Raw genomic sequence first — 26,081 nt, forward strand, 5'->3', positions numbered from 1 at the left:
CCAGCAAAAAAAGTTATAATAAAAACACCAAGCAATAATATTTTTATGAAAAAAGATTTATTTATCATTTCTATATACATCCAAATTTAACATACTGTTTTACACGTAACATTCTTAAAGCCGTAAAAATCAGCATAAGCCTGATTATTATAAACATTTTTATCTGGTGTAATATCATCAACAAATACCGTTGGTGATATATACGCGGATATACATGGTAAGTTAAGATCTGTTATTCCTATTTGTTTATATTGAGAAACTAAAACATTTCGCTTTTGTTCAAACTTATAGAAACACAAGCTTATATTTAAAATCAGATATAATTGAATAATAAGCATTATGACAAAAACAAGAGCTAATTTATTTAAAGCACGATATAGATAATTAATAAATAAACTACTATGATTATAAATAAGCATATAGCTAGCTATAAAAAAGATAGTATTGTAGATAATTAATACTCTTTGATTTAAGTCATAAGATTTCGCAACTGGAACCAAAACAAATAAAGATAGTAGAAGGGTAACTGAGTATATTATTGCTGTTATTTTTTTGACATTTTTGTTAGTAAAAACCAATATAAAAAAAACTATTATCATCACCAACAATATAAGTGTGTATTGTGGAGTAAATATTATTTCATAAATTAAACGTAGAATATTTTGTAAAAGTGAAGAATGAGTTCCTGAGGATATATGTTCTAACCTAGCATAATTTCCAGGTGCTGCTACCAATATAATCCCGCCAATTGCACACGATACAAAAAATGCAACAACAGTATCATTTATAACTTTCTTACTAGTCACTCTTTCAAAAAAATATGCTAAACAAAGTAGGATGCTCACACATACAAATATTTCATTATATAAACCAATGATTGATCCAACAAATATTCCTAGAACTAAGCTGCTTTTATTCTTCACTATTGAAAAATAATAAACAATAATTAGCAAAGTTAATCCCCAAAAATACTGAATTGCTCCTGTTTTCCATAATATATTAGCTATAAACCCTGTTTGATAAAAAACAAAAACAAAGAAAAAACTAAATACTATAAAATCTTTTGATAATATATTGCCACGGTCAGAAGTAACTATTTTAAAACTAAGTAACATAAACACATAGAATGCTATAGAATTAATAAGATTAACCAAAAACAAAGATAATCCTATATATTTCTTACTCATCAATAGATAAATTAGAGCTTGAGCAGAGACCCTACCTGTCCAAGTCATATAGTCAACTTGAATAGAGTGAACCATAATTATTAACCCTTTTGCTAAAGTATCTGTATTAGCTCTACCAAAATCATCTGCTCTTAGAGGTTGCAAATAGTTTAATAGCAGAAAAAATGCAACTGTAAAAAAAGATATAATAACAATCACAAAATATTTTTTTTTCATAGATTTTATAATTATGTTTAGATATATAAGTAGTATTATATTCTATATAATTAATAAAAGTTGATTTTTGAAATACCAATAAGAAATGAAAATTTTTATAGAATCTAGATTGAGCATAAATTATGATAACTACTCACTATCAAGAAAACTAGCTTTTGGCTTTGCTTCTCTATTGAAAATATTTCGATGCTTCAATATTTCTTTCTTTTGTGACTCAGATTTCTGTGAATTTGCTTTATCAAACTCTTGTAAAAATCTATCTACTTCACTCACATACGCTCTATCTTTTTTATTATCAAACAAATGAGCTAAGCGCAACACAAGTTTCATCATACAATGACCTCTCTTAGATACTAATTATAAATTGCCTTTTAGCTTATGAGTAATTATACTAAACTAAACATCAAAGTCACCCATAAAAATTAACTTTTAAGTATTAGTAGATTATGTTAAGTCAAAAACCAAAAATAATTGGTATATTTTTAATGTTCCTCAGTCTTACCATGCTTAGTCCTTTATTGGTTGACTATATATATGATGAAGATAATGCTTATCCATTTGTATTGAGTCTTACAGTAACATTTTTATGTGGTTTTTTGCTTTGGTTTATTTCGCGTAAATCAAATAAGAAACTGTCAAATAGAGATGGTTTCCTTATAGTTACACTCGTTTGGATGTTTGTAACAATTTTTGGTGCAATACCATATATGTCATTTCCCGGTCTAAATCTATCTTTTACTGATGCAGTATTTGAGTCTGTTTCTGGATTTACCACAACTGGTGGTACTGTGATTGAAGGACTTGATAAACTTCCTCATAGTATTTTATTTTATCGTCAACAAACTGAATTTTTCGGTGGTATGGGTATTATTGTTCTATCAGTAGCAATTCTGCCTTTACTAGGTGTAGGTGGTATGCAGCTATATAAAGCAGAGGTATCAGGCCAGTGGAAAGATGATAAAATTGTACCTAAAATCTCAAGTACTGCCAAAGTACTTTGGATGGTATATCTATTACTTACCTTTTTATGCTTTATCTCTTATCTACTTGTTGGTGTAGAACCGTTTGACGCAGTATGCTATACATTCTCAACAGTATCAACTGGAGGTTTTGCACCTTCAGATGCGAGCATGACCGACAAACCATTTGGAATGCTTGTTGTATGTGCAATTTTCCTTTTTTTAGGTGCTACTAGTTTTAAAGCTCACTATATAGCTCTGTCAAAGTTTAAAATAAGTCACTATTTTAGAAATATTGAGTTTAAAGCATATTTCTATTTCTTGTTTTTTACTTCATTTATTGTATGTATTACCATGATTGCCTATACAAATGATCTTTCAAATGTATTCTCTATAATTACAAATAGTATCTTTCAAGTAATATCTATCAGTTCAAGTGCTGGCTTTGTTGCTGATAATAACTATTACTTATGGCCTAGCTTCTTGCCGATTATGCTAATGTTTATTGCTATAATTGGCGGTTGTGGCGGTTCTACTGCTGGTGGTCTAAAGATGATTAGAGCAATTCTATTCAAAGAAAAAGCTATACTTGAGGCTAAACGCATAATCCATCCACAAGGAGTTTTTACTGTTAAACTAGGTAATATCAATATATCAGAACAAGCTCTTAATAGAGTTTCAGGATTTATTTCTGTTTATATTATAATTTTCGCTGGTGGTTGGCTAGCTTTGCTAGGTTGTGGTCTAGATATCACCACAGCGTTCTCAACAATTGCTACTACTTTGTCGAATGTAGGTCCAGGACTAGGTGATATCGGCTTAAATTTCAGAAACCTCCCTAAAGAATCACTATGGATATGTGACTTTGCGATGATTGCTGGGCGTCTCGAGATATTTACAATCCTAGTGTTGTTTATGCCAGATTTTTGGAGAAAATAAATAATAATTAAAGACATCCAGACTCAACTATAATAAGATAAGCTACCAACCCTATCATACTCAATAGCATTTGCATATGTGGTAACTTTGTAGTCTATATTAGAATCTTTACCTTTACATTCTAGCTTTAATAACTCATTTCTACCAGATAGATAAGATGTGAATGAACTAGTTTGGGTAATTTCGCCTTGCTTACCCTTCGTATCTGCAGTATAGATAAATTTACAGCCTTGGTTATCACCAATATATATATTTACAAGAAATTCAGTTGGTTTTTCATCAATAACATTAAAAATTCCGCGTTTCTTAGTATCATAACGAAATCCAAAAATATTGTATGCGGTTAACTTCTTTTTTGAGTAGCCATGCTTTAGCAAAGGAAGTTCTCGAGCTTGATAACTATCAGTTGTGCAACTAATCACCAACGAAATCATAAACATGGCTATAACTATTTTTTTAGAAAAAACTACTTTTGTTATTTTTGAACACATAGCTATAACAGAAATTTTAAAGATACTAGATAAAAGAATAAACTTAAAAAAACTAAGAGGCAATAAATTTTAATTTATAGTGATTTTTATTGATTATTCCTAAGTATCAACTTTCTCTTGTTGTTGCTGTTTCTTATACTCATAGTAGTCTTTCATTGTTAAGCCTTTAGCTCTAAATTCAGCTTTCTCAGCTATCTCATCTAGACGCTTCTTGGAGTACTCAACATGCTCAGAAGAATAGTCCTCAACTGGCTGACCCTGCAGGTTAAATCTTTGTTTAAGCTCAAAAACTGCCTTATGATAACGCGTATCACCAACATAACGGCGTAATACATTTCTAAGCACCATCTTATCAACTGGCGCAAAGTGCTCATTTTGGTAAATTATTTCCATTTCTTCGCTTATACCAATTTTAAGTGGTTTTTTATTAATCGGATCAAAACATTTTGGAAAACGATGGCATAACCATTTAAATAATTTAGCCTCTTCTTTCTGTCTTTCTTTCTCAATATCAACGATTACTAAGATTTCTTGAGTATCTTCAAGTTGTGGGTTTTGAAGTTCATTTACTATCTTATTATTTATTTTATGACCATACTGTGGAATACGAATAAAAGAAGTATCTATCTCTTCAATTTTCTTAGCCGCTGCATACTTAGGAATACTCTTGTTCTTTGAAATATTTTTATCTCTAGCTTGCTTCATTCTAGAAGTTTTTTCTTCTATATTAGAAGAGCCACCCAACAAAGATTGTAATAGTGAAAAATCATTTAATTTATTTCTACCTTCAGACATTTTTATTTTTATGTAATAGTTATGTAGGGAAAATCCTTTTATACACTTAAGTTATATCGTACTACAAAACTAATATATTTAGCAAGCAATAAAACATCACCAATAATTTTTTTTACTATCAATATTAATTAATATTGACAATTTGCATAAATCACATATAATACCAGTCATCTTTTGTGGCTATGTAGCTCAGTTGGTTAGAGCACAGCATTCATAATGCTGGGGTCACTGGTTCAAGTCCAGTCATAGCTACCACTTATTTTCTAGATTCAAAAATTGACTAGTTTTAAGATCAAGTTTGTTTCTTTAGTTCCATTTAATAGGACCAGTCTAAAAATAAAAAAATTATTAATAAATTTCAATAACCATTGAAAGTAATTTTCCGCTTCTCATTTCCAATAGCCTCATAACACTTTATAGCTGATATATTAAAATCAAAAACTCTAAGATTTATCTTTTCTAAATTAAGGTTAATTTTAGTATATTTCAGAAGCTCTTGTATCATAAGCTTTCCAAATCCTTTTCTTCTCTATGTTTATTAATTATTAGCAACCTAACAATACTTGCGTGACGTTTCTCTAAATCTTCCTTCATCATCTAATAATATTTAAAGAGTAAATTATATTTATTTACCATTATATTATTTAACTGATTTCTATCAAGTGTATACCTATAATTAATCCCAACAAATTGATATAGAAATCTTATATATTCACCACTAAACTCTGATAAAAGCTGAAATATCGCTCTCTGTGATTTTTCTAATCTATCATAAATTTCTTTTATTCCTTAACCGAAGGCAAAGCATTTATAATTTCAGAAGTTAGATTATTAAAACCTTTTAGCGAATTCGGTGTAAATATTACTTTTGATTTGCCTGATTTTGTCATATTCTCTAGTGTATCTAAATACTAATATATCATAACCAAAGATGAAATGTATTCAGAAGAAACTCCTTTTCCTGTACTTTGTTTGACATTTTACTATAGATAACGTAAGCCTCTAGCTATTGCTTTACGTTGCTCTGCAATACCCTCACTAAGGAGTTTCATTGATTCTTTTGACCTTCTGCCCCTTTGATTTTGATAAGCTTCTCAGTTTCAGCTTTTGCCCTTGTTGACTCAAATTACCTTTGTGTGGCATTAATCTAATTCATATAGCGTTTAACGTTCTCTTCCGGATAAACAACAAGTGATTTAATTATCGTATAACCATAAGTACTCATATCTTCAGCTAACTCTTTTTTAATCATCCAATGCTATTGCATTTTTATATTCTCAAAAAAATTATCTAAACTCATACAAGGCAATGATGACCTAATCACATCAAACGCATATGATTTCATATAAGCCCTGGTATTCGTCAGTTTATAAAAAGCATCTACAGCTTTTGACTCTTCAACCAAAAACTGTACAGAAACTTTCATATATACAAAAAAATTGTCTCTAATTTTCGTCTCAGCTACGATATCAAGCTGCTGAACTCTTAAACTCACTCTTCCAGCTATTCTCTCGATAAAAGTTAAAACCTGCTCTTTGAATTCTCACAAACTTACCGAATCTTTCAATTACATTTACAGATTATGTTTCACTATACTTACTGAGAAAGCCAGTAAAAATAGATATTAAAAAATATTAACCAACCCATAGACATTCTCCTATCTCCTCATACTATTTTAAAATCTAATACAGATAAAATTGTTATATCTTTCTTTAAAACCTGTAGGCTATTATCAAACGGTTGAAAACATTCAAAATGCAAAACAATTTTATGATGAATCTTTCTAAACTTTTTGGTAAGTTTAAGCTTAAAGTTATCCATACCACCCCATTTTGAGTTTTGTATATCTACACTCTCATGATTATAGCTATCATCATCAATGTGATCATAGTCTGGTTGGATTTAAAACATCTGTAACCATATGTAGAGTCTACCGGAAGCTCTATATTAAAAGTATGTTGTTTACTACTTTAAACAACTGGCTTTGTATAAAGTTTATCAATTTCTGCTTGAGTTATAGTTCAAGGAAAAAATAACAAAAAAACTAAATATTCGTCGCATATTTCAAATACAAACTTATCATCTAGATAAAATTATTATACAATTACAGCTGTTACAAATATTACATGTTAATTTTTCATAAAATGGTACTAGAAAAATTTGAACTTGAATTAGTATCCTTTAAAGATATTACGGACAAAGTCAGACACTTTGTTTTCAAAAGAACAGATGGTAAACCTCTTAATTTTATCGCAGGACAGTTTATTACTTTCTTACTTACGGATCAAGAAGGTAACATAAAGCGTAGAAGCTACAGCTTAGGCTCATTACCTTCTGAAAATATGTTTTTAGAGATAGGTATGACTTATGTTGATGGAGGTATCGCAACAGATATTTTTTTTAATATGAAAGCTGGTGATACAGCAGCTGCGATGGGACCAGCTGGTAGATTAATCCTAAAAGATGAAAAAATCAGAAAACTGATTTTAGTTGGTACTGGTACAGGTATTGTTCCATATAGAGCAATGTTTCCAGAGCTATTAGCAAAAGCTGATAGTACTGAAATATATATTCTTTTAGGTGTGCAATATCGCAAAGATGCACTTTACCAAGATGATTTTATCAAGTTTGCTAAAAAACATCATAATATTAACTTTAAACTATGCCTAAGTAGAGAAACTCAAGATCTGAAAGATTATGAAATTTTAGGATATGTGCAAAACCAATTTGAGAAAATAGGTTTAGATCCGGGAAAAGATGTTGTTTATGTTTGTGGTAACCCAAATATGATTGATGAATCATATGAAATGCTTACACAAGCTGGCTTTAACGCTAAAAATGTTCGCCGTGAGAAATATATTTCTTCGAATTAAACTTGATAGTGTGGATTATTTAGGCTAAAATCGTTGTGCTATTCTACTAAAAAATTACTAAAAAATGTGGTGCTTAGATGATAGAGTATAAGTGGCGATGTCAGATTATAAAAATAAGGAAACTATAAAATGAAACAAGAAATTCATCCAAAGTATGCTGAAGTAACTGTAACTTGTAGCTGTGGTAAAACTTTCATTACAAGATCAACAATTGGTAAAAAAGAAATGAGCATCGATATCTGTTCAGAATGTCACCCGTTCTATACTGGTAAGCAAAGAATAGTTGACACTGCTGGACGTGTTGATAAGTTCAATAAAAGATTTGGCGGCATGAAAAAAATATAATTTTTTTTCATTTATCGTAGTAAACTAAGCCAGTCACGTGCTGGTTTTATTGTTTTTTATCTCAAACCTAAAAAATAGTATTGATTTTAATATTAACAAGCTCATTAAACAGTTGTCGAAATGCAAAACCAACTTGTTTTATAAAACTTTTATTTATTAATCAAGAGTCTTTTGAAAGAGTATTTAGCTAAACCACTATAAAAGCAATATAAACAGCCAATAATAGTCATTAATAAACTCGTTTGAAGAATCTATTAATAACTTATATTGAGATACTTTACCTTGCTTACGAGATTTCTATGATGGATTATCTATAAAACCATATGTGATAGTAGAATTTTTATCAAAATTACACTCTAACTAGTAATAACCCTTTGAGGATTCATAGTATTTATTGATATATTCATCTAAAGATAGTTTATCATTAGCGACTAATTCTTTTTCTGTAGCAATAGATTGACTAGCTTGCTCTTTTAACTTAGTTGTAACTGCAGATGAAAGTTCATAACTTCTAAATTGTTGCGATACTTGGCGAGATATATTTAGGACAAAATTTTTATAACCATGCTGTCTAGCTAATTCTATTATTCTAGCTGAAGGCGTTTGCCATACATCTAATACTTTACGCTTTTGTATTTCAACAGCATCTAAGTATTCTTTAGGCATCTTCTTAGCTACTGTCTCAATTTTATCAAATAGTTCTAAAGCATAATCTTTTAAAAGTATTTCACTATTATCATCAAGTTTTTTAAGCTTAAGCCGTGGATTACGCCCATTTATTGCAACTGCAGTTAAATTTTGTTTTGCCTGTTTAATAATATTTTTATGATATCTTTTGGCATCTTTTTCTAGACAAGCCATCAACATTGCCTCAACGAAAAGCGCTGTATCTTTACTTATACCCACTGGCTCAAATGGATCGACATCTAGAACTCTAACCTCGATATACTCAACACCGCGGTTATATAATGCACAAGCAGGTCTCTCACCTCTTTTGGTAATTTGCTTAGGTCTAATTGTGCTGTAATATTCATTTTCTATTTGTAAAATACTATCATTTAGCTGTATCCTTTGTCCTTGAGAATTATAAAGACCTATACGTTTATAATCAGAAAAGACATCATCAGTCGCTTGTATTAGATCTTTGACGTATGCCTTAACATTATCATATGATATTGCTAAATCTTTTTGTGCTGGGCTTGTATAGCCAAGATCACTCATTCTCAAGCTAGTAGCGTATCTACCGATATAAAACTCATTATCTAAAGCTAATAAATAATCAGTTTTATTATTAATAGAAGTTTTAGCACATATAGGACTAGCACCGAAAAGATACGGTAAAAGCCACATACACTCAAAATAGTTATTAAGCACATCAAAATAAATATCAGATGTTGATATTTGCTTTTTAGCAGCAATATTAGTAATTAAATCTTTATCAAAAGATAAATTATAATGTACCCCAGAAATTATCTGCATTATTTTACCATATCTAGCAGATAATCCTTTACGATAGACACGCTTCATTTGCCCTGAGTTTGAGCTACCAAAATCTGCTTCCTGTATATCATTAACATTAACAGACAACGGCATACTAGTATTGAGAATAATTTCTTCACTGGGCATATTCTCTAAAGTAAATGCTGAAAGTTGATATAGTTCATCAATTGCATTGTCTACATTATAATGCGGTTTAGTTATTAGCTCAAGCAAATTTTCAGAAAAATCAACAGTAATACTGCTATTAGTCAATTTATGACCTAAACCGCCAGGATGATGAGAAGTTGCGAAGCTACCACAATTAGTAACTCTTAAGGTTTCTCTTTCTATTCCACGTAGATTATTTATTTTTTTAAAATCGTACATTATTATCCTAAATAAGTTTTTCACTAATGATTATAAACTAGTTAATAAATTATTGATCTAGTGTTTTTAAAGATTTCATCCCTCCTAATAGCAGCATAGTTACTAAGTAAACACATATTCCTATAAACACTATCAAAGCTATACTCTTGAGTCTACCAAACATTGATAATGTAATCCAATAACTATCACTTAGATTAAATAATTTTAATACCAAAACCATAGATGCACTGGCAACTATAATTTTAATAATTGTCATAAAAGGTAAATAAGTTACAATAAATAGTTTAAAGTTAAAATCGCAAAGTACCCAGAGTTGGATAAATAAATTTAGTAACGCCATAGATGAACTAGCTGATGCCAAATAGATAAAAGCATATTTATCACCACTAAAAAAATGCACAATAAATATATCTAAGCATATTGTCGTTATCAAACATATTAAACTTATGTAGAAAACTATTGTTGTCTTATTTTGTGCATAAAGTGCTGAGACAATAACTCTAACCACTACAAAACAAAATAATGATAGTAAATATCCAAGCATTGCTAAATAAGTAAAATCAACATCATTTAAACTAAATTCACCGTAATAAAATAATGAAATAACTATAGGCTTTGCTAGTACAAATAAACCAACTATAGCTGGGATTGTCACTAACAGTGTAAATCTTATAATCCATGCCAAAGTCTTAAAAAACTTCTGTTTATACCTTTTGCAATCGATTAAATATGGAATCATTACCGTAGCTATTGCCGTACCAAAGACACCATACAAAAACTGATTGACTCTATCAGCATAATATAACCAAGCTAGACTTCCCGAGAATAAAAATGATGCAAAAAATGTCTCAACAAGCCCATTAACCTGTAGTATTACAGTACCAAGAAAAGCCGAAGGTAGTTTACGCAAAAAAATCTTTGCGCGATTATCTTTAACTAAACAGATATTACTACTAAGATTAATTTTACCTATTAATTTTATAAGGCTATATCCACCAATAGTCACTTGAATAATACCTGCTAACAAAACAGCATAAGCAACACTATATATAGGTATACTACATTTTGGTGATATAACTATTCCTAAAATCATCACCACATTCAGAACTATTGGCAATAATGATGATACAAGATACCTACTGTAGCTATTTAAAATTGCTGATATTACACCCATCACACCGTTAAAAAGTAGGTATGGTATCATTATTACAAACATACTTTTTATTAACGTCAAAACACTCTCATCATCAACTAGACCATATGCATAGATACCAACCCAGATATTACTAAATACTATTGCTAATAGTGTAACAACAAGCAAAAACAATGCTATAAAATGTAAAATCGTTATAATAAAGTTTTTGTTTCTCTGATTAATCTTTCTATTTAGAAATGGATTAATAATTTGTGTTAGTGTTCCAGATGATGTTACTTTACGCATAAACTCAGGGAATCTAAAAGCTACTAAAAATGCCTGTAACGCTATACCACTACCAAAAAAGCTTGCTAATAGTAAATCTCTAACAAAGCCAAGTAGTTTTGATAAAAATAGAAAAATTAAAACGATTAAACTATTATAGAAGAATTTTTTCATTTTTTATTAAAATAGATAAGCTCTATTTATAATCTGTCTCACTCTTCCAACTACTTCTCAAATTTTGTTGCTCTTTAGTAGCTAGCTCTAACTCTTGCTTTGATAATTTAATTTTAGATAATTTCTGTTGTGCTTGTTTAAGACCATTATCAGAAATATCTGGCATACAGTACTCATTAAACTGGCTCCAGAATTTAAGTGCTGGATTTTTATATAGCTCAACAGCTTCTGCTAAATAAGCATATTTATTTATTTTATTATCTGTCAAGTCTGCGATTACGACGAATGCCGGAGCATATGGCTGTTTTATTGCCTCGCGAGCATACTTATAAGCAAGTTTATTATTACCTTTTGCCATATATGCTTTTGCTAGACCAGTTTCTACAGGAGAGATATGGTCTAGCTCATATGCTTTTTGATACCATTCTATCGCAAAATTGGAACTCTTTGGTAAACCTGCCAAACCACTTAAATACGTATCACCAATTAACGCTCTACCAATCGATATACAGTATGGATAGTTTTCTATAAAGACTCTTTCATTATGTATTAGAAAAGCACTACGTGCATCTAGACTACCATTGGCAAGAGCCAACTTATACCACTTATAAGCTTTAGCAAAATTTGGTCCTGGAACATTACCTGCTCTGATATAAAGGTTACCTAGCTGATTTTGCGCAATGTCATATCCCAAATTAGCTGATTTTATGATATACCTCATACCTTTTTTCTGATCTACATTAACATCATCTGCACCAAAGAAATATAACTCACCAATTAAATACACTAAATATGAGTATGATCTAGCACCTTCTGGATCTTTTGGAGTACCATTTTTTTGATAAAAATTTACTGCCCATAGTGCATCTTCTAGAGCTACTTTATCACTTGAATCAAGCTGAACATTTGCTTCTGCTAGAAGACCTGTTGCACGTGCGTCAGTTTTCAAATATGGTTTACAAGACTCCAAAACTTTTTCATAATCTTGATTTACACCATCTTTATAACATTGCTCTAAAGTTGCATATGATGAACTAAAAAAAAATATTAATAAAAAAGCAATTATAAATCTAGCTTTCATCTATTTCTCCTGCAATACAAAAACATCAAGTGTCACATTTTAAAAAGTATAATACACTTTTACATAATATTTACAGGGATTTTTAGTAAAAATCGACTAGCCTACTACCTTGAGATAAATATTTTATATGTATCTTAGTCGTATTTAGTGGTAAAAAACCTTTACCTTTGTCAGGCCATTCGATAAAACAGATACCATTTTGATTAAAATAATCACACACACCTATCAATTCTAACTCTCCTGGATCAGCTAACCTATATAAGTCAAAATGATAAATATAAAATTTGTCGAACTTATAACTCTCAACTAGGGTATAAGTAGGACTTTTAACGTTTCCACCATAGCCAAGCGCCTTGAGTATACCTTTGACAAATGTAGTTTTACCTGCACCTAAATCACCGTACAAATAAATAATTTGGCCAGGCTGTAGCTGTTTAGCATACTCTTTGGCAAATTGATACATTTGATCTTCCCCATTTACTAGTATACTTTTCATAATGTCTTATAAACTCTCCTGCTAATACAAAAGATCCAAATACTACCGTGGCTGTATCTTTTTTTGATAGATAAACACTGTTTAAATCTTTGTTATAATCTACACGAATTATCTGTTGTAATTTAAATTCTTGTTTTATCTTTTCAAGGTCAGCTGCTCTTTGATCTAAATATTTAAGGTCTATCACATCCCACTTATAGATATGCTCTTTAGCTATATTAAGCACTTCGCGTATATCTTTACTTGCTAAAATACCAAATATTGCCTCATAACGAATATTTCTATCTGCAAACTTACTCTTTAAAAGTTCGAACAAATGACTAACAGAAGCGGGATTATGGGCAACATCAACAACAACATAACTGTTATTTAACGAATCATGCTTTAGTATTGCGAATCTTGCTCTTGCTCTTATACCCTCAAGATTTGGAATATATGCTATCTGCATTCTATAAAAAAGATATTCTGCTATCCCCATGGCAATATTATAACTATGAGCAAAACACTGTTTTGAGCTATACTCATAGCTATTTTGATAAATTATTGCGCCTACTGTTTGTACATACTCATAAACACTTTGTGGCATTTGTGAACCTAGAAAAAGCGGAACTTGTGACCTTGATATTCTAGCCTTCTCAAAACCTATATTATCAAGAGTATCGCCCAATATCTCACAATGATCAAAATCAATATTTGTAATAGCTGTTATATCAGCATCAATTATATTTGCTGCATCTAATCTACCACCAATACCAACTTCTAAAATAAGATAATCAAGCTCTAATCTCTGCGAGTAGATACAAAGGCATAAAAAAGCAATCTGATAATATGAAAGGCGATATTTAGGTGTTAATTCTTCTAATCTCTCTAGTATCTCTAAAAGAACACTATCACATATTGGTTGCTTGTTTAATGATATTCTTTCATTAAATTTTAAAACATGTGGTGAAGTGTGACTTAAAACATTCTTATTATTTGTTACAAGAAGCTCTTCTAGCATAGCTACTGTCGTACCTTTACCGTTAGTACCAGCTATAGTTATAACTTTAAACTTCTTAGCAAAATTAAAGCTATCAAGAATTAGTGATAAATCAAGAAGATCGCAATAGCGAGCATCAGGCTTAGCCATTAATTTAGCTATTTTAATTTCGACGCTCATTTTTTTGATTATGAATTAAACTTGTTGTTCGGACTTATATTCTAAAGGTTGAGAGTAGTTTATTTTTTTAAGGTTAGGCACTAGCTTATCTATTAGTTTAGCAACTTCGCTTCTTAAGTTTCTACGATCAACAATCATATCAACCATACCTTTCTCTACCAAAAACTCACTTCTCTGGAAACCTTCAGGTAGTTTTTCTCTTACAGTTTGCTCAATTACACGTGGACCAGCAAATCCAATCAAAGCTTTTGGCTCTGCAATATGGATATCACCAAGCATTGCAAGTGAAGCCGACACACCACCAGTCGTTGGATCTGTCAAAACCACCAAGTATGGTAGTTTAGCTTCTGCTAATTTTTGTAAAGCTGCGCTCGTCTTTGCCATCTGCATTAGCGAAAACAATGATTCCTGCATTCTAGCACCACCACTTGCTGTGAAACAGATAAATGGTACTTTTTTCTCAATAGCAAGCTTGACACCTCTAACAAACTTCTCACCCACTACTGAACCCATAGAACCACCTAAGAACATAAAGTTAAACGCCACAGAAACTACAGGAAAACCTTTCACTGTGCCTTCCATTACTACTAAAGCATCTTGTTCTTCAGTTTTCTTCTGCGCCTGAGCTAACCTATCCTTATAAGTTTTTGTATCTTTGAACTTAAGCATATCGACAGGTGAAACATTTGCAAAATGTTCTTTTGTACTATCTCTATCAAAAAATAGGTTGAGTCTATGTCTAGCAGATATTCTATAGTGATAATTACAGCTTGGACATACTGACTTATTGTTATGTAGCTCTTCTGAATACAGAGTTACACCACAGTTAGGGCACTGACTCCAAATCCCAGATGGCATATCTTTTTTCTGTGCTTCTAAACCAAGACTCCTACCAATTACTCTAGTTAACCAACTCATTCTCAATATCCTCCTAAATATTATTAGACTAGATATATCTTAGCCAAAAATCTCAGTATAACTAAAGAAATATCTTATCTCTTGTGCTGCTGTATCTTCTGCATCTGAGCCATGGACAGCATTTGCATCAATACTATCAGCAAAATCAGACCTAATAGTGCCTGCTTTAGCTTCTTTAGGGTTTGTTGCCCCCATTAATTCACGGTTTTTTGCAATAGCATTTTCACCTTCTAAAACCTGTATCATCACAGGACCAGAAATCATAAACTCAACAAGTGCACTAAAAAAAGGCCTATCTTTATGTACAGCATAAAAGCCTTCAGCTTCTGCTTTTGACAAATGTTTCATTTTAGCTGCAATAATCTTTAATCCTGCTTTCTCAAAACGGCTATAGATCTCACCAATTACATTTTTCTCTACAGCATCTGGCTTAATTATAGATAAAGTTCTTTGTTTAGTCATTTTAAATTATTCTCCAATATTTAATTAAGTCAAATTATAACACTTTTATTCATAGAAATATCAAAACTAGTAATTAATTATTAGAATTTTCGGTAGCTGCCTGAATATAGGATTCAAATAATTTATGTCCATATCTTGGTGTAGAAGTAAACTCCGGATGTGCTTGACATGCTATAAACCACTTATGCTGAGGAATTTCGATAAGCTCCATTAATTTATTATCTTCAGATCTTCCTGAGAAAATCAAACCTGCTTCTTCAAGACGCTCAACATAGTTACTATTTACCTCGTAGCGGTGACGATGTCTTTCGATCACTTCATCAGCTTGATATATTTCTCTAGCACGCGAACCTTGCTTTAAGACACATTTATAGCTGCCTAGACGCATTGTTCCACCTAAATCTGAATTATGTGTTCTTTGATGAACTGTACCGTCTTCTTCTTGCCATTCTGTTATTAATCCAATTACTGGATTTGCTGTCGTTGGCTCTAGTTCACTAGAGTGAGCATCCTTTATGCCTAAAATATTTCTAGCATATTCTATAACAGCCAACTGCATTCCTAAACATATTCCCAAAAAAGGAACCTGATTTTCTCTAGCATATTTTATTGAAGTTATCTTACCTTCAACACCTCTACTACCAAAGCCACCTGGCACTAAAATAGCAGCAACATCTTTGAAGTACGATTCAACATTACTCTCAATAACATCTTCAGAATCAACAAATTTTATTTTTACTTTGACACCTTTTTTATAGCCAGCATTATAGAGCGCTTCATTTAGTGATTTATATGCCTCTGTTAATGAAACATACTTACCAACCATCGCAATAGTGACTTCACCTTTGACATTTCTAATAGTATTTACAACACTTTGCCATTCAGATAAATCAACTTCTTTAGTATGTAAGTTTAAAAGCTCAACAAGCTTTGCATCAAAACCCTGTTGATTATACTTAAGCGGAACTTCATAAATAGTATCAACATCTTCTGCTATAAATATACAGTCCTGATCAACATTGGTAAACAGTGCAATTTTACGCCTTTCACTATCATCAAACTTCTTCTCACATCGACAAACTAGTACATCAGCCTGAATTCCAATACCTCTTAACTCCTTAACAGAATGCTGTGTTGGTTTTGTTTTGAGCTCACCAGCAACTTTTATATAAGGTAAAAGAGTTAAATGCACAAATAGCGTTCTACTTTTACCTAACTCTATTCTTAGCTGTCTAATCGCCTCTAAAAATGGCTGTGACTCGATATCACCGACCGTTCCGCCAATCTCAACAATAGCAACATCGACATTATCTGCAATCCCACTACAAATACGTCTCTTGATTTCATCAGTGATATGTGGAATTACTTGAACAGTAGCTCCTAGATAATCACCCTTACGCTCTCTTTTTAAAACACTTTGGTAGACCTTACCTGTTGTGAAATTATTTGCTTGAGTCATCTTATTGCGAATAAAACGCTCATAATGACCTAAATCAAGATCAGTCTCTGCACCATCTTCGGTTACAAAAACTTCACCATGTTGCAAAGGACTCATAGTGCCAGGATCAACATTGATATATGGATCAAGCTTCATCATTGTTACATTAAGACCACGACTTTCTAAGAGAGTAGCCAAAGATGCCGATGTTACACCCTTACCAAGCGAGGATACCACCCCACCTGTGACAAAAATAATTTTAGTGTTAGAATTCATTTGGATACATGAAAATATAAAAAAATCATGGAAGATAATTATAACATTTTTAGAAAAATGTTGCCATTTAAAATACAGTATTATTAATTAACTTTTACTAAATGATAAAATAAAAGATCACCTTTATATCATTATAACTAGACTACCATAACTTAGAGTCCAACCTCTATCAAAACAAATAGGACAACTATAAAGCAAAACATTTTTAAATAGTATTTTAAAAAATATTCAAGTAATGATGTTTTTATACTCATTTGCTAGCAAATACTGATAATCTAAATACACAACTCAATAAATAAATTTCACTAATGAGAAGTTTCAGAGAATAGTTACTATCTTATGGTTAGTATATGTTGTTGTAGAACTTGGTTATTAACATACTAAAGACTGTAACAATTTTTACAATCCTAGAGATTTAAACTAGTTTGTTTGCAGTAATTGATAAAATAAGTTGATTGATACTATCGAAACTATCAGAACTATAACCAAACTCACCTTAAACTGTTGAAGGGGTAGCAACCTCTTTAGGTTGATGGGAGTTCTTAACCAACATTAATAAGTCAAGTATAGAATCTTTATATAGCTAACATCTAAAAAATATGTCAATCCAAGAGGTTCCGGATCAAGTCTGGAATGACTATTTTGAAAAAAATTCCCCTCCGCTAGAGGAGTCCCTATAAGATTGGAGGAATCAAAGATAATTGAAGAGGAATCAAAGATAATTGAAGCATTAGAAACCGTTAAAGTTTATAGCATAAGCTCACTTTGACAAGCTCTGTGGACTGATAAGTTTTAATATCAACTTTTTAATAAAAATTATTTAGAATTTATAGAATTAAGAAACAATAAAAGAAAAACTTACTTGATATACTTATTCATCAACTTAACAAAAGCCATTGGATCTTCTATCTTAGCACCTTCAACAAACATTGCTTGAAGAAGTAATAAGTTAGAGATATCTACAAAGATTTCTGTATCAGCTTCATCTTTTAGCTTCTGCACTAAATTATGCTCAGCGTTAAGCTCTAATATAGGCTTCATACCTACACCAGGCATAAATGTCTGCCCAGCTTCTTCCATCATCTTCTGCATGTGTAGACTCATGCCATAGTCATTAACAACCACGCAGCTTGGAGAATCTGTTAGACGCTTAGATAGGCGTACATCATCGACCTTATCTTTAAGAACTTCTTTAATCTCTTTTAGAACCTTCTCAAAGTCTTTTGACTCTTTCTCAAATTTCTCTTTGTTCTCTGGAGTTTCAAATTTATCAATATCAATATCACCCTTGATAATTGACTTCATATGCTTACCATCAAACTCAGTTAGAGTAGACATCATCCACTCATCTATTCTATCAGACATTAGGATTACTTCGATACCCTTCTTCTTAAATGCTTCAAGTTGAGGATTATTCGCAGCAGCCTTATAGCTATCAGAAGTGATATAATAAATAGTATCTTGACCTTCTTTCATGCGTGAAATATAGTCAGCTAATGATACTGTTTGCTTAGAGTCACCACTTTCTGTGGTAGCAAATCTTAATAGACCAGCAATCTTCTCTTTATTTGAGTAGTCATCTGAAACGCCTTCTTTAAGAACCTGACCAAAATTATCCCAGAACTTTTGGTATTTTTCTTTATCTTTACTAGCTAGCTTCTTGAGTTCGCTTAGAATTTTAGTAGTTATCGCTTTTTTAATCTTATCGATAACTTTATTATACTGTAGTATCTCGCGTGATACATTTAGCGGTAAGTCAGCAGAATCTATTACGCCTTTTACAAATCTTAAGTATGGAGGTAATAGCTCCTTATTCTCCATAATAAATACTCTGCGTACATACAGTGATAAACCGTAGTCCTTATCTCTATTCCAGAAATCAAAAGGTTTATTTTGTGGAATATATAGTAAGCTATTATACTCAAGGTTACCTTCAACTTTATTATGTATCCACACTAGAGCATCAGCAAAATCATGTGAAATATACTTATAAAACTCCTGATATTCTTCATCAGTTACTTCATCTTTTGATCTTATCCAAATGGCTTTAGTATTATTTACCGTTTCATATTCATCTTTGATAGTTTGTTTGCCATTCTTATCATACTCAACCTTTTTCATCTGAATTAGTGTATTGATACAATCTGAGTACTTATTAACTAAACCTTTAAGTACATGATGTTCTAGCAAGTCTAAATGCTCTTTTTTGATATGAAGGATTATCTCTGTACCACGTTTTTCTTTAGTTATTGTTTCTACTGTAAAGCCATTTTGTGCATCAGAAACCCACTTAGTAGCTTGCGCTTTATCTTGACCAGCTTTTCTAGTTTTAACAGTAACCTTATCAGCAACTATAAATGATGAATAAAAACCAACACCAAACTGACCAATAAGCTCATTATCTTTGCTTTTATCACCAGTTAGGCTTTCTAAGAATTTCTTAGTTCCTGACTTTGCAATTGTACCAAGGTTTTCGATAACCTCCTCTTCAGTCATACCTATACCATTATCGATAACAGTGATAGTTTTAGCAGACTTATCAAAATCAATTTTGATTGCATAATCAGTATCACCTTCACTTAATTCTGTATTATAAATACTCTCATATCTAAGCTTCTCTATGGCATCTGAGCTATTAGATACTAGCTCTCTTAGAAAGATTTCACGATTTGAATATAGCGAATGAATTACAAGATGAAGTAATTTATCTACCTCAGTTTCAAAAGTATATTTTTTTTCTGACATTTATATAACCCTCTCTTGTTATACATTTATAAAGAACTCTAAACAAGTAACTATATGAGAGTTGTAGCTAATTTTTCAAGTATTTTTTTACATTTATATTTACACACAAACATGTAAAAACTAGAAAAATTTATCAAAACAAAAGAATTATTTTTAAGGAATGAAACTTAAATAAAATACAAAAGAACTACTCTTCGTCGGCAGCTTCTTCAACTTGTTGTCTATCTACTAATTCGATATAAGCCATAGGTGCTTTATCACCGAATCTGTAGCCACACTTAAGAATTCTAGTATAACCACCAGCTCTTTCTGCGTAACGGGCACCAAATTCTTCAAAAAGTTTAGTAACCGCAGCTTTATTTCTTAAGAAATCAAAAGCCTGTCTTCTTAAAGCAACTGATTGAGCTTTGAACTCATTTGAGCTAGTGTTTAGTTCGTTTCTTAACTTATGCTCTCTCTTAGCTAAAGTTACTAAAGGCTCAATGATTGTTCTTAATTCTTTAGCTTTTGGTAAAGTAGTTTTGATAACCTCATGATTAATCAAAGAAGCTGACATATTCTTAAACATAGCTTTTCTATGACTACTAGTTCTACCAAACTTCCTACCTTGCTTGCGATGTCTCATAGTAATTACTCCTTTATAGTTAATATTATATGATTACTATATTGTTTATTTTCCTTCAACTAGATCTCTGAAATTGTCGATTTGAACACCTAGAGATAAGTTATTATCTATTAAAATTTGTTTGATCTCATTAAGAGATTTCTTACCTAAGTTAGGTATCTTCATAAGCTGTGATTCTGTATACTGTACTAAATCACCAAGATATTTGATGTTCTCTGCACGTAGACAGTTAGACGATCTAACAGTCAGCTCTAAATCATCAATTGGCTTAAGAAGAATAGGATCAATATTAGAACCTATTAATACATCACCTGTTTTACCATTACTAGGAACTCTAAGAGATACAAATACTGATATTTGCTCACAGAAATACTCTAAAGCTTTCGTAACAGCTGCTAGTGGCCCTACAGTACCATTTGTCTTTACAAATACTTCCAGAGTTTCACTATTACCATTATCAAAAACCTCAAAGGCAACTCTCTTAATAGGATTAAAATCAGCATCTACAGCTATATCACCAACTTTCTCAAGTTCTGTTGGTATAGCAGATAGTATTCCTACATTTCTACCTACACTTACAGTAGCAGTTAAGCTAAATGCTCGTGGGTTTGTCAAAGTAGCTATTGGCTGCTCTTTATTTATTATTTCTACACCCTGAGTTGTCTTAAAGTCTCCAGCGGTAACTACGCCTGATTTATTTACGTATAGTTCCAAATCTAGTCTATCTATACCTTTATCAAGTTTTATCGCAACTTTCTTCAAATTAGAAACAATTTCAACAACATCTTCTTTGACATCTTCTAAAGTAGAGTACTCATGCAATACATTAGCGATGTTTAATTTAATTATAGATGCACCTGATAGTGAAGATAATAAAACCCTTCTAATAGAGTTACCAAGGATATGAGCCATACCTTTTTCTACAGGAGAAAGTTGAACTTTATAACCAAAAGCTCCTAAATCTTCTTTAAGCTGTATATTAGGTACAAATTCCTGCTTTGAATTATTATTACTCACTAAAAAATCTCCTTGATATAAGGCTATAAACGAGTCAATAAAAAATAATAATAAAATTACTACTTAGAGTAAAGCTCGATGATCAATTGTTCATTTATGTCTGCTGGTAACTCAGATCTATCTGGTGAAGATGTCATAGTACCTTCTAATGAATCAGTATTAACATCAATCCAAGAAAGCTCTTTTCTATGTCTAGCAAGTTCTACAGCATTTTGAATTCTTAGTTGTTTTTTAGCTTTTTCTCTGACTGCAACTACATCACCAGCTTTTACTTGAGCAGATGGAACATTGCAAATATGTCCATTTACCATGATACCTTTATGAACTACTAACTGTCTTGCTTCTGCGCGCGTAGCCGCGAAGCCCATTCTGTAAACAACATTGTCTAATCTCGACTCTAACAGCTCTAACAATGTAGCACCAGTGTTACCTTTTCTTCTGCTAGCTTCGATATAGTATTTTTTAAATTGTCCTTCTAAAACACCATACATACGACGCACTTTTTGTTTTTCTCTTAACTGTAAACCATAGTCAGACATACGCGCTCTTCTTGCTCCATGCTGACCTGGCGCAGTATTAATTCTACATTTTTCATCGTTAGCTTTTATACCACTTTTTAAAAATAAGTCAGTACCTTCTCTTCTAGAAAGCTTACATTTTGGTCCTAGATATCTAGCCATTATTAATTTCCCTTTTAAATATTAAACACGACGTTTCTTAGGAGGACGGCAACCATTATGAGGTAATGGAGTCACATCTGTTATGCTTGTTACCTTTAAGTTTTTAGCATTTAAAGCTCTAACAGCAGAGTCTCTACCTGAACCTGGTCCTTTTACTAAGACATCTACGTTTTTTACACCATACTCAAGAGCCATATCAGCAGCTCTCTCAGCTGCAACCTGAGCAGCGAAAGGTGTACTTTTCCTCGAACCTCTAAAGCCACTACCACCAGAAGTTGCCCAAGATAAAGCATTACCTTGTCTATCTGTAATAGTTACTATAGTGTTATTAAAAGATGAGTAAATATGAGCAACTGCATCAGTAACTACTCTTTTTACTTTTTTCTTTGATGATCTAATAGACTTAGCCATATAATCTACCCTTTAATCTTATAATTATAATTGTATTTACGCCTTAATTGGCTTTCTTGGACCCTTACGAGTACGTGCATTAGTCTTTGTTCTTTGTCCTCTTACAGGAAGGCTACGACGATGTCTTCTACCTCTAAAGCATCCTAAGTCCATAAGTCTTTTTATGTCCATAGAAACTTCACGGCGTAAATCACCTTCTACCGTAAATTTAGCAACCTCTGTTCTTAAAGATTCAACTTGCTCTTCAGTCAAATCTTTGACTTTAACAGTTGGATTTACATTGCAAGACTGGCAAATTTGTTGTGCTCTTGTTTTACCTATTCCATAAATTGAAGTTAATCCTATCACTGTATGCTTATGAACAGGAATATTAACACCAGCTATACGAGCCATCTACTTCACTCCTAATAATTATTCTTAATTTTGTTGCTATCTAATGCAATTTCTAACTTGCTAGGATAACTTTTAAAAAACAAATAATCAAGCTTTATTTAAACTATGCTTGACTGACTAACCTTGTCTTTGCTTATGTCTAGGTTCTGTGCATATCACACGAACTACTCTATTGCGCTTGATAAATTTACAGTTTCTACACATTTTTTTAACTGAAGCTCTAACTTTCATTACAATTTCTCCAAAATTATTTCTCTATTTTTTCTTACCACTAAGATTTGCTTTTTTAAGTAAAGAATCATATTGCGTTGACATCATATGCGATCTAACTTGAGCCATAAAGTCCATTATAACAACTACCACAATCAGTAAAGACGTACCACCAAATGTGAATGATAATCCTTGAGCAAAGAACTTCACTACAAAAATTGGCAATAAACATATAGCTGCAATATACAGTGAACCAACCAAAGTTAATCTAGTCATAACTGCATCTATATACTTAGCTGTTTGCTCACCAGGTCTCACACCAGATATGTAAGCGCCTGATTTCTTTAAATTATCTGCTGTCTCTTTTGGATTAAAGACTAATGAAGTATAAAAGAAACAGAAAAATATAATTGTCGCAGCAAAAACTACTGTATAAACTATACTGCCTGGTTGCAGCATTTCCGCAACATCTGCTAACCAGCTAAGTGAGTTATAGTTAGATAACCACCCAAACAACACGCCAGGAACCATCAATATTGATGATGCAAAAATCGCTGGAATTACACCTGCCATATTTAGTTTTAATGGTAAATGACTAGTCTGAGCAGCAAACATTTTTCTACCCTGCTGTCTCTTAGCATAGTTTACTGTAATTTTTCTTTGAGCACTTTCCATAAATACTACAAATGCAATAACTAATAGTAATAAAATTAAAAGCACCCATACAGACAAATAAGATATCACATGCTGACTTGCTTGAGATAGAGTGTTTGAAATTTCAAATGGTAAGTTAGCAACAATACCTGAGAAAATTAGTAGTGAAATACCATTTCCAACACCTCTTTCAGTAATTTGCTCACCTAACCACATCAAAAACATACTACCTGTTGTAACAGAAACAATAGTCGTCAAATAGAATAACGCTATATTGTTTGTAGTTACTAAGCCATCTTGATGTAATACAAATGCAACAATACCAAATGATTGTACTATAGCTAAAGTGAGAGTTAAATATCTTGTGTATTGAGTGATTTTCTTTTGACCAGACTCACCTTCTTTTTTTAGCTCTACAAATTTCGGATATATAGCGGAAAGCATCTGAAAAATGATAGATGCCGAAATATAAGGCATCACACCCAATGCAAAGATACTCATTTGGGTAAGAGCGCCACCAGAGAACATATTAAACATACTTATCAAACCACCAGACGATGAGTGTTGATTTGAAATAATCTCCACCAACTTAGTAGAATCTATATTTGGTATAGGAATATACACTCCAAGTCTAAATACCAAGATAGCAATAACTATAAAAAATAGTCTAGATTTTAATTCACCTGTTGTACCAGAAACACTATTACACTTTGACATATCTTTAATCTTACTCTACTTTACCACCAGCTTTCTCGATAGCTTCTTTAGCGCCTTTTGTACAAGCTATACCTTTTAGGCTAGCCGCTTTTTTGATCTCTCCACCAGCTATTACTTTTACTGTCTTGATATCTTTTCTAATAAGACCAAAATCTTTTAAAGTATCTAATGTAATCTCATCAGCAACGACATTATTTAATTCATGAAGTCTGATCTCAGCAACATATCTTTTAGATGCAGAAGTAAAACCAAATTTTGGTAGTCTTCTTTGTATAGGCATTTGTCCGCCTTCAAAACCTACTTTATGATAGCCACCTGAGCGCGCTTTTTGACCTTTATGACCTTTACCAGAAGTTTTACCTAAACCACTTCCGATACCACGACCTAGCCTTTTTGGAGCGCTTTTTGAGCCAGCAGCAGGAGCAAGTGTATTTAATTTCATTATTATACTACCCCTCTATCTTAACCATATAATATATTTTGTTAGCCATACCACGATTCTCAGGAGTATCTAGCACTTCTACTGTGTGATTGATTTTTCTTAGGCCCAAACCTCTAGCTGAAGCTACTTGGTTTTCTTTACGACCAATTAGGCTTTTTACTAAAGTAACTTTAAATGTTTTTTGAGTCATTTCTAATTACCCCTGAATCTCTTCAACAGAAAGACCTCTTTTCTCAGCGATCTCTTCTGGTGATTTAATTTTTGTCAAACCTACAATAGTTGCTCTGACAACATTAGCTGGATTAGTTGAGCCATATGTTTTTGCTAAAACATTGTGTACACCAACTGCTTCAAAAACAGAACGCATAGCACCACCAGCAATAATACCAGTACCAGCAGATGCTGGTTGCATGAATACCCTAGAAGCGCCATGATTAGACATCACAGGATACCACAATGTATCATTGTTTAAGTTTACTGATACCATGTTCTTTTTAGCGTTTTCCATAGCTTTTTGGATAGCAGCAGGTACTTCTCTTGACTTACCTCTACCAACACCAATTCTACCTTTACCATCACCCACAACAGTTAAAGCAGCAAAGCTCATAATTCTACCACCTTTTACTGTTTTTGAGTGTCTTTTAACACTAACTAACTTTTCAACCAGCTCTTCGTTTTTTTTCACTTCATTAGACATAATGAATAATCATCCATATTTTATTTATTAAAACTGAAGACCATGCTCTCTAGCAGCTTCTGCTAAAGCTTTAACACGTCCATGATACTTATATCCAGATCTATCAAAAGCAACCTGTGAAATACCTTTTTCTTTAGATCTATTAGCAATGATTTTACCGACAATTGCAGCAGATTCTACATTACCGGTATATGTACATTTTGCTTTAATATCTTTCTCTACAGTAGATGCAGCAGCCAATACAGTAGAACCATCACCAGAAATCACCTGTGCATAAACGTGTCTTGGTGTTCTATAAACACAAAGTCTAGTATGACCAAGCTCTCTTAATTTAATTCTAGTACGCTTACTACGATTTAAACGAGCAGTTTTTTTATCCATAATTATACTATCCC

The 26,081-nt window shown here is 32.0% G+C and carries 26 protein-coding genes, 1 tRNA gene and 4 pseudogenes; 4 read left to right on the forward strand and 27 right to left on the reverse strand.

The window, feature by feature from the left end; translation table 11 throughout:
- Window positions 1-86: 86 nt before the first annotated feature.
- Both FSC845_RS01225 and FSC845_RS01230 read right to left on the reverse strand, forming a co-directional pair.
- The gene (locus FSC845_RS01225; RefSeq protein ID WP_064461422.1) at window positions 87-1,403 is read right to left on the reverse strand and encodes a DUF6056 family protein; all 1,317 of its coding nucleotides are present in this window, start codon (window positions 1,401-1,403) and stop codon (window positions 87-89) included.
- A 129-nt stretch (window positions 1,404-1,532) separates the two neighbouring features.
- Window positions 1,533-1,736, reverse strand: coding sequence for a CBU_0585 family protein (locus FSC845_RS01230; RefSeq protein WP_064461423.1), 204 nt, complete (start codon window positions 1,734-1,736; stop codon window positions 1,533-1,535).
- A 110-nt stretch (window positions 1,737-1,846) separates the two neighbouring features.
- Here FSC845_RS01230 and FSC845_RS01235 point away from each other — a divergent pair, with 110 nt between their 5' ends.
- Entirely contained in the window at window positions 1,847-3,301 is a 1,455-nt protein-coding gene (locus FSC845_RS01235) for a potassium transporter TrkG (RefSeq protein ID WP_144416511.1), read from the forward strand.
- Between the two features lie 7 nt (window positions 3,302-3,308).
- Here FSC845_RS01235 and FSC845_RS01240 read toward each other — a convergent pair.
- Window positions 3,309-3,855: pseudogene (locus FSC845_RS01240) on the reverse strand (FTL_1709 family lipoprotein).
- A 36-nt stretch (window positions 3,856-3,891) separates the two neighbouring features.
- Window positions 3,892-4,587: a ProQ/FINO family protein gene (locus tag FSC845_RS01245; protein WP_064461425.1), complete on the reverse strand. Its 696-nt coding sequence runs from the start codon at window positions 4,585-4,587 to the stop codon at window positions 3,892-3,894.
- Window positions 4,588-4,765: 178 nt separating this feature from the next.
- Between FSC845_RS01245 and FSC845_RS01250 the strand changes: the two genes are divergently transcribed.
- A tRNA-Met gene (locus tag FSC845_RS01250) sits at window positions 4,766-4,842 on the forward strand.
- A gap of 103 nt (window positions 4,843-4,945) precedes the next feature.
- On the opposite strand, the pseudogene FSC845_RS09915 reads toward FSC845_RS01250, so the two are convergent.
- The 3 pseudogenes from FSC845_RS09915 to FSC845_RS09925 form a co-directional block, all read right to left on the reverse strand.
- Window positions 4,946-5,104 (reverse strand): annotated as a pseudogene (locus FSC845_RS09915) (hypothetical protein); the annotation flags it as partial.
- 265 nt (window positions 5,105-5,369) lie between these two features.
- Window positions 5,370-6,240 (reverse strand): annotated as a pseudogene (locus tag FSC845_RS09920) (SPFH domain-containing protein).
- Between the two features lie 12 nt (window positions 6,241-6,252).
- A pseudogene (locus FSC845_RS09925) lies at window positions 6,253-6,605 on the reverse strand (hypothetical protein).
- A 126-nt stretch (window positions 6,606-6,731) separates the two neighbouring features.
- On the opposite strand from FSC845_RS09925, the gene FSC845_RS01265 reads away from it, so the two are divergent.
- Both FSC845_RS01265 and rpmE read left to right on the forward strand, forming a co-directional pair.
- The gene (locus tag FSC845_RS01265; protein WP_064461778.1) at window positions 6,732-7,460 is read left to right on the forward strand and encodes a ferredoxin--NADP reductase; all 729 of its coding nucleotides are present in this window, start codon (window positions 6,732-6,734) and stop codon (window positions 7,458-7,460) included.
- Between the two features lie 129 nt (window positions 7,461-7,589).
- Window positions 7,590-7,805, forward strand: a complete 216-nt coding sequence (gene rpmE, locus FSC845_RS01270; RefSeq protein ID WP_064461426.1) for a 50S ribosomal protein L31 — start codon at window positions 7,590-7,592, stop codon at window positions 7,803-7,805.
- Window positions 7,806-8,165: 360 nt separating this feature from the next.
- Here the strand turns inward: rpmE and gshA are convergent, their stop codons facing one another.
- From gshA to rplR, 20 genes are all read right to left on the reverse strand, one after another.
- Window positions 8,166-9,671: a glutamate--cysteine ligase gene (gshA, locus tag FSC845_RS01275; RefSeq protein ID WP_064461427.1), complete on the reverse strand. Its 1,506-nt coding sequence runs from the start codon at window positions 9,669-9,671 to the stop codon at window positions 8,166-8,168.
- Between the two features lie 49 nt (window positions 9,672-9,720).
- On the reverse strand, window positions 9,721-11,265 hold the full coding sequence (gene murJ / locus FSC845_RS01280; RefSeq protein WP_064461428.1) for a murein biosynthesis integral membrane protein MurJ: 1,545 nt from the start codon (window positions 11,263-11,265) through the stop codon (window positions 9,721-9,723).
- A gap of 22 nt (window positions 11,266-11,287) precedes the next feature.
- Entirely contained in the window at window positions 11,288-12,346 is a 1,059-nt protein-coding gene (locus FSC845_RS01285) for a tetratricopeptide repeat protein (protein WP_064461429.1), read from the reverse strand.
- 82 nt (window positions 12,347-12,428) lie between these two features.
- Window positions 12,429-12,842, reverse strand: coding sequence for a tRNA (adenosine(37)-N6)-threonylcarbamoyltransferase complex ATPase subunit type 1 TsaE (tsaE, locus tag FSC845_RS01290; RefSeq protein ID WP_064461430.1), 414 nt, complete (start codon window positions 12,840-12,842; stop codon window positions 12,429-12,431).
- Window positions 12,781-14,001: a bifunctional folylpolyglutamate synthase/dihydrofolate synthase gene (locus FSC845_RS01295; protein ID WP_064461431.1), complete on the reverse strand. Its 1,221-nt coding sequence runs from the start codon at window positions 13,999-14,001 to the stop codon at window positions 12,781-12,783. The genes tsaE and FSC845_RS01295 overlap by 62 nt, the downstream gene beginning before the upstream one ends.
- 15 nt (window positions 14,002-14,016) lie before the next feature.
- Window positions 14,017-14,919: an acetyl-CoA carboxylase, carboxyltransferase subunit beta gene (accD, locus tag FSC845_RS01300; RefSeq protein ID WP_064461432.1), complete on the reverse strand. Its 903-nt coding sequence runs from the start codon at window positions 14,917-14,919 to the stop codon at window positions 14,017-14,019.
- A gap of 39 nt (window positions 14,920-14,958) precedes the next feature.
- The gene (gene ndk / locus FSC845_RS01305; RefSeq protein WP_064461433.1) at window positions 14,959-15,381 is read right to left on the reverse strand and encodes a nucleoside-diphosphate kinase; all 423 of its coding nucleotides are present in this window, start codon (window positions 15,379-15,381) and stop codon (window positions 14,959-14,961) included.
- Window positions 15,382-15,454: 73 nt separating this feature from the next.
- Entirely contained in the window at window positions 15,455-17,095 is a 1,641-nt protein-coding gene (locus FSC845_RS01310) for a CTP synthase (protein WP_064461434.1), read from the reverse strand.
- 858 nt (window positions 17,096-17,953) lie between these two features.
- Window positions 17,954-19,840, reverse strand: a complete 1,887-nt coding sequence (gene htpG / locus FSC845_RS01315) for a molecular chaperone HtpG (protein WP_064461435.1) — start codon at window positions 19,838-19,840, stop codon at window positions 17,954-17,956.
- A 187-nt stretch (window positions 19,841-20,027) separates the two neighbouring features.
- Window positions 20,028-20,465: a 50S ribosomal protein L17 gene (gene rplQ, locus FSC845_RS01320; RefSeq protein WP_064461436.1), complete on the reverse strand. Its 438-nt coding sequence runs from the start codon at window positions 20,463-20,465 to the stop codon at window positions 20,028-20,030.
- 45 nt (window positions 20,466-20,510) lie between these two features.
- On the reverse strand, window positions 20,511-21,482 hold the full coding sequence (locus FSC845_RS01325; RefSeq protein WP_064461437.1) for a DNA-directed RNA polymerase subunit alpha: 972 nt from the start codon (window positions 21,480-21,482) through the stop codon (window positions 20,511-20,513).
- Window positions 21,483-21,541: 59 nt separating this feature from the next.
- Window positions 21,542-22,162, reverse strand: a complete 621-nt coding sequence (gene rpsD, locus FSC845_RS01330) for a 30S ribosomal protein S4 (protein ID WP_064461438.1) — start codon at window positions 22,160-22,162, stop codon at window positions 21,542-21,544.
- Window positions 22,163-22,183: 21 nt separating this feature from the next.
- Entirely contained in the window at window positions 22,184-22,573 is a 390-nt protein-coding gene (rpsK, locus tag FSC845_RS01335; RefSeq protein WP_064461439.1) for a 30S ribosomal protein S11, read from the reverse strand.
- Between the two features lie 36 nt (window positions 22,574-22,609).
- The gene (gene rpsM / locus FSC845_RS01340; RefSeq protein ID WP_064461440.1) at window positions 22,610-22,966 is read right to left on the reverse strand and encodes a 30S ribosomal protein S13; all 357 of its coding nucleotides are present in this window, start codon (window positions 22,964-22,966) and stop codon (window positions 22,610-22,612) included.
- Window positions 22,967-23,083: 117 nt separating this feature from the next.
- Entirely contained in the window at window positions 23,084-23,197 is a 114-nt protein-coding gene (rpmJ, locus tag FSC845_RS01345) for a 50S ribosomal protein L36 (RefSeq protein ID WP_064461441.1), read from the reverse strand.
- 24 nt (window positions 23,198-23,221) lie between these two features.
- Complete coding sequence (secY, locus tag FSC845_RS01350) at window positions 23,222-24,547, reverse strand: preprotein translocase subunit SecY (protein ID WP_064461442.1); 1,326 nt, start codon at window positions 24,545-24,547, stop codon at window positions 23,222-23,224.
- A 10-nt stretch (window positions 24,548-24,557) separates the two neighbouring features.
- Window positions 24,558-24,989, reverse strand: coding sequence for a 50S ribosomal protein L15 (gene rplO / locus FSC845_RS01355; RefSeq protein WP_064461443.1), 432 nt, complete (start codon window positions 24,987-24,989; stop codon window positions 24,558-24,560).
- A gap of 7 nt (window positions 24,990-24,996) precedes the next feature.
- Window positions 24,997-25,179 (reverse strand): 50S ribosomal protein L30, encoded by a 183-nt coding sequence (rpmD, locus tag FSC845_RS01360; protein WP_064461444.1) that lies wholly within the window; start codon window positions 25,177-25,179, stop codon window positions 24,997-24,999.
- Window positions 25,180-25,185: 6 nt separating this feature from the next.
- Window positions 25,186-25,686, reverse strand: coding sequence for a 30S ribosomal protein S5 (rpsE, locus tag FSC845_RS01365; protein WP_064461445.1), 501 nt, complete (start codon window positions 25,684-25,686; stop codon window positions 25,186-25,188).
- Window positions 25,687-25,713: 27 nt separating this feature from the next.
- The gene (gene rplR / locus FSC845_RS01370) at window positions 25,714-26,067 is read right to left on the reverse strand and encodes a 50S ribosomal protein L18 (protein WP_064461446.1); all 354 of its coding nucleotides are present in this window, start codon (window positions 26,065-26,067) and stop codon (window positions 25,714-25,716) included.
- Window positions 26,068-26,081 lie beyond the last annotated feature (14 nt).

This window comes from Francisella persica ATCC VR-331, assembly GCF_001653955.1.
GTDB lineage: Bacteria > Pseudomonadota > Gammaproteobacteria > Francisellales > Francisellaceae > Francisella > Francisella persica.